At 51.0% G+C, this 255-nt stretch carries 1 rRNA gene; it reads right to left on the reverse strand.

Annotated features, from left to right (window positions below):
- Window positions 1-255 (reverse strand): 23S ribosomal RNA (locus ACA373_RS22200); the annotation flags it as partial.

Here is a 255-nt window from a genome sequence, read left to right on the forward strand (position 1 = left end):
GGGTCTATACCCTGCAACTTAACGCCCAGTTAAGACTCGGTTTCCCTGCGGCTCCCCTATACGGTTAACCTTGCTACAGAATATAAGTCGCTGACCCATTATACAAAAGGTACGCAGTCACCCCCATTAAGAAGGCTCCCACTGCTTGTACGTACACGGTTTCAGGTTCTGTTTCACTCCCCTCGCCGGGGTTCTTTTCGCCTTTCCCTCACGGTACTGGTTCACTATCGGTCAGTCAGGAGTATTTAGCCTTGG

The organism is Erwinia sp. STN24 (genome assembly GCF_041320675.1).
Taxonomy (GTDB): Bacteria; Pseudomonadota; Gammaproteobacteria; order Enterobacterales; family Enterobacteriaceae; genus Erwinia; species Erwinia aeris.